Source organism: Paenibacillus sp. 01L418 (genome assembly GCF_056400045.1).
In genome coordinates, this window is record NZ_JBFTSN010000445.1 from 1 (window position 1) to 4,980 (window position 4,980).

The window sequence follows — 4,980 nt, forward strand, 5'->3', positions numbered from 1 at the left end:
ATATAAAGTCAAACGATTAAATCCATTACTTATAGGACATATTACCAATATCAAAAATGATAGAGGTGTGTGACTCTTTATGTATGTTTCCGGTACTTCAGTCTCGGAATTTAACTCCGAAAAACCTTCTCTTATGCATACACTAAATCAATTTAATGATTGTGTAGATCTTACCCACAGGTCTTACCCCGAAATCAAAATGGATTTGGTCTATTTTAGTCATCAAGTTGATCATGATAAGCTGTATCGTGAAGTTATGGTTCCCTTACTAAATTTGAATATTGAGGAGGTTCCCTTAGTATTAGAAAGATCTCAGTTTACCTTAATTACAGATGCCAAAGAAATAATAACCGGAATTTTATCAGGAAGGGTTGCAATTTTTTATAATGAAAATGCTTTTCTCGTCGATGTGTTTGGCCTGCAAGCACGTTCTGTTTCACAATCTGAATCTGAAACGGTCATAACAGGTCCGCATGACGCATTCACTGAACAAGCTGGAATCAATTTATCATTGATTCGTCAGCGCATTAAAAGCTCTCATCTGAAAGTGATCAAACTATCTGTTGGGGAAATAACCAAAACAGATGTCTATCTTCTATATATTGAAGATATCGCCAATATGGATTATGTGAATGAGGCCATACTTAGAATTAACAATATAGAGATCGATGCACTATTTGATACCAATATGCTAATTCAATTCATTGATGACTCACCTTATTCCATTTTTCCACAATTTCTTACTTCTGAACGCCCAGAGGCCATGGCCTCAAAATTAGTTTCAGGCAGAATTGTTGGCATTGTGGATGGCAGTCCCTCGGCATTAAGCGCACCAACTTCATTCTTCGAGTATTTCTCATCTTCTGATGATTATAATCAACGATGGATGCTCGGAACCGCAAGTCGCTTATTACGATTTACCGCGCTCATAATTACACTTTCATTTACTTCATTGTATGTCTCAGTGACTACCTATCATTATGAAATGATCCCAGAGAACATGCTGCTGACTCTTACGGAATCAAGAAGCAAAGTTCCATTTCCGCCTCTTATAGAAGCGTTATTTATGGAAGCAACAATTGAACTCCTTCGCGAGGCGGGTGCTCGATTGCCATCCAAAATCGGTCAAACGATTGGTATCGTCGGTGGTATTGTAATTGGACAGGCTGCAGTTCAAGCAGGATTAACCAGTAACATTCTTATCATCTCCGTAGCTTCCTCTGCCATAGCATCCTTTGTTACTCCGGCCTACGTCATGAGTAATTCCATTCGATTACTTCGATTTGGGTTAATATTACTTGCAGGAATATGGGGAAACTTTGGATTGGCAGTAGGTATCACGGCGATTGTGATTCATATATGTGGACTTACCAGTCTCGGTTCTTCTTACCTTACTCCCGTTGCTCCTTTCAAGCCAAAGGATTGGAAGGATGTTTTCATTACTGCACCAATTAGCTTTCTCAAAGAAAGACCTACTCAAACCAAGTCACCTAATAAGGTTAGGAATAAGATGAGAAAATAAGGATGGGTCCCCAAAATGCAGGAAAAATTATCACAATTTCATGTGACTATTCTGATTTTTATGACACAGACAGGTATGGTGATATTCACACTCCCTCGGCTACTAGCCCACTATTTTGGAACAAACGGTTGGCTTGCATTAGTTATAATTTTCATGATTGTTTCTTTAAATATTTTATTGATTTCTATTGTACACCGCCTTGGTAAAGGGAAATCTATATTCGTAGTCATGGAGCAATCCATACCTAAATTCATTCTTTTCCCTTTCTATCTATCATTAGTCTTATTATGGATGATGATCGGTTGTTTAATTGCAAAGCAATACGTGATGGTATTTCAAATGATTGCTTTTCCAACAACGAACTCAATGGTATTTAAGCTGGTTTTCGACGGCCTTGCCTTCTTCCTCATTCTCAAAGGTATATACAATATTTCAAAAGCAGCAACAGTCTTTTTTTGGGCAATTATTTGGCTGCTATTATTGCTATTTTACTTTTATGGTGATTTTCAATGGTCCCGTTTGACTCCATTTTTCTTTCAAGAAAGCGCAATAAACATGCAAGGTGTTGCGAGTATCTATTTAGCATTTTTGGGGTATGAACTCTGTTTGCTTTTATTCCCATACACTGATCAAAAAACAAATTTAATGAAAGCGGTTTGGAGTGGAAGTTTCCTGATTTTCCTCAATTATATATATACCAGTTTTATCGCCTTTGGCTTCTTCGGTCACAAATACTTAAAGGACTTAGAGTATCCACTACTGAATATACTCGCGTACATACAATTTCCATTTATTCAGGGTACAGAAAATTTGTTTTATGCTTTTTTTATGTTCTCAATCATTGTTACATCAGTCATGTTTTGGTGGGCAGCTAAAGAAGTCAGTATAAGAATGTTTCCAATAAGCCAAAAGATTTTATTGCTTGTTATCCTTTTAGTGTCCTATTTTATTTCCTTTATTTTCGATGGGTTGAGTGAATTAGAGCAATGGTTGACAATCCTTGGTTATATAGAAATGTGTGTTGCGTTTGGATTGCCTATTGCTTTGATTATTCTTCTGCTTGTACAAAAGACTAGAGGTGAGTTGTAAAGTGATTAACAATCGTGCTTGGCTCTGGATTCTTGCTACGCTTGTACTTACTGGCTGTGGCGATCAACGAATTCTTGAGAATACAGGCTTCATTCAATCTACAAGTTATGATCTTTTGCCTGATGGAAAAATAAATTATGGGATAAGCGTTCCCATTGCAAACCCAGAAATAAAAACATCAAGAGACTTTATTTCAACTGAGGCGAAAAGCAGCAAAGAAGGCCGAATACTTCTTGCAAAAAAGACCAATCTGACGCTAGTTAGTGGACAATTAAGAACCACTCTGTTCGGGTTACCCTTAGCAAAAAAAGGAATTTGGGAGTTCATGGATACGCTATTGAGAGATCCTACCATATCTGATCAAGTCAAAGTTGTTGTTGTAGATGGGAATGCAAAAAATCTGCTCGAAAAGAACTATACCTCTTATCCCCGAACAGGAAAATACATCGATCGTCTTATACAAAAAGAAGCAAAGGGGCAGACCATACCGCTTACCACATTATATTCGTTTGTAAGAGATTATTATGATGATGGGATTGACCCAATAGCTCCTCTTATTAAAGATGCTGGGGAAAGTATAGTCATAGATGGAATTGCTCTTTTTAAAGATGACAAATATGTAGGCAAGATAAAATCAGAAGATTCATTGATTTTCAGTTTTCTACTTGACAGCTTTAATCATGGCGAAATAAATATCGATTTAATTGAAGAAGAATCGCTAGATAGTAAAACAATCATGTTAAACTCTATGAATAGCACAAGGAAGGTTTATGTTAAACACGAAAATGATGGGCAAACAAGTGTTTTTATTAATGTTGATATAAAGGCTTCGATATTAGAATACATCGGTGAATTAATGATGAGTAATGATTCCGAAAGAAAAAAGTTGGAACTTGATATCTCCAACATATTAACTCAACGGGCAGAAGGAATCATAAAATTCCTGCAAGAAAAAAAAACAGACAGTCTTGGCATAGGAACATATTTCAGAAATAGCATGACTCACTATGCTTGGAAGGACATAAGTTGGAATGATCAGTACCCTGTTTTAAACATACAATGTAAGGTTAATATAAAAATAAAAGATTATGGATTTCGTCATWAGTATCAGTGGCTTCTCCCCTGATTGGGAATTCTTCCTTACCACTGGAATTTAGAAGAAATCCTTCACTACTAAACATTCTGCCCTTTCGTATTATGGTTCAACTAGATGAATCCTTATACCCTTAGCCTTTAGCAGATAGGTCACTTAATGAGCAATAAAAAATAGCCACCTGGATGGGTGGCTCGCACTCAAAAAATGTCAGTTTACACGGGAAAGATTCAGATGATTCAGAACTTGAGTATAAGAGACATTAACATTCCCTTCACTGATCGACGATGCGCGCAATACGGGGAAGTATGTACCTGGTTAGGAGATGGCATATATCTTCGGCGTTAGCAGAACGCCCTCAACCACCAAATAATAATTCTGCAAGTCCAAGTTCTTATTGTAGTTTTCTGTTGGTATATTCATTGGATAATGAGTAATCTCAACTAATAAGCAAAAATGTTTCCTGTTAATTCTCTAATCTAAAACTGTAGATTTAAGTTTCATAGCATCTGAAAATCCTATTCGGTATGCCTGCATAATAACAAGACTCTTTTGAGCACATATTTCTTCGAGTGCATATAGAGAATTATGTGCAGACTCAGGTGTGACTTTTTTAAGTTCACTTAAGATATCATTAAATCTTTTAGAAAGACCCTCATTTTCTTCTTCACATACTTTCAAAACTTCCCAACTTCTTTGTTCAAGCTTGTGATCAATCCATTCCATAAACACTTGTTATGTCTCCTCTCGCGTTAGCAAACTTGTTTAGTTTTTTTCGGCTTTGTTATTTCAAGCTGAAATTTTATGATTCTAATTTTGTCAATGAGTACTTCAAACTAAATATTAATTCAATTTAAACCCATATAGTACCACATGTAAATGAAAATTCACGATCGCGAATTATTTTCGAAATTCGACAAAAATTGACATAATACCCCTTGACTAAATTCGTTCAAATCAATTGAGAATAAAAAAAGCCCACTTATGTTTCTGAGAGCCTTGGTCAAGACCCCTATTTGTAGACATTGCAAAAAACACCTAGGCAGAAAGCTGACGTCTGTAAGCAACAGGCGTCATTTTTTTTAGTTTTCTCTGCGGTCGCTCGTTATTATAGAAATGCAAATATTCTTCAATTCTCCTTTGTGCCTCTTCTAAACTTCGGATATGATAAGGATAGAGTGCTTCCGCTTTTAAATGCGAAAAAAAGCTCTCCATAGAGGCATTGTCATAACAATTGCCTCGGCGGGACATGCTGATTCGGGCGCCAACCTTCAGC

At 36.5% G+C, this 4,980-nt stretch carries 5 protein-coding genes; 3 read left to right on the plus strand and 2 right to left on the minus strand.

Going from position 1 to position 4,980, the window contains the following annotated elements; all coding sequences use genetic code 11:
• Positions 1–79: 79 nt before the first annotated feature.
• Genes AC1DSE_RS29910 through AC1DSE_RS29920 form a run of 3 tightly spaced genes read left to right on the plus strand, consistent with a single transcriptional unit; the run spans position 80 to position 3,737 of the window.
• Positions 80–1,522 (plus strand): spore germination protein, encoded by a 1,443-nt coding sequence (locus AC1DSE_RS29910; protein ID WP_441887196.1) that lies wholly within the window; start codon positions 80–82, stop codon positions 1,520–1,522.
• A 15-nt stretch (positions 1,523–1,537) separates the two neighbouring features.
• Positions 1,538–2,611 carry a GerAB/ArcD/ProY family transporter gene (locus tag AC1DSE_RS29915; RefSeq protein WP_477512995.1) on the plus strand — a complete coding sequence of 358 codons (1,074 nt, stop codon included), beginning with the start codon at positions 1,538–1,540 and terminating at the stop codon, positions 2,609–2,611.
• Between the two features lies 1 nt (position 2,612).
• Positions 2,613–3,737: a Ger(x)C family spore germination protein gene (locus tag AC1DSE_RS29920; protein ID WP_477528670.1), complete on the plus strand. Its 1,125-nt coding sequence runs from the start codon at positions 2,613–2,615 to the stop codon at positions 3,735–3,737.
• Positions 3,738–4,178: 441 nt separating this feature from the next.
• On the opposite strand, the gene AC1DSE_RS29925 is transcribed toward AC1DSE_RS29920, so the two are convergent.
• Together AC1DSE_RS29925 and AC1DSE_RS29930 are read right to left on the minus strand one after the other, a co-directional pair.
• Positions 4,179–4,436, minus strand: a complete 258-nt coding sequence (locus AC1DSE_RS29925; protein ID WP_441887202.1) for a hypothetical protein — start codon at positions 4,434–4,436, stop codon at positions 4,179–4,181.
• Positions 4,437–4,742: 306 nt separating this feature from the next.
• Positions 4,743–4,980, minus strand: a 238-nt coding sequence (locus AC1DSE_RS29930; protein ID WP_477528671.1) for a transposase, incomplete at its 5' end; no start/stop codon positions are given.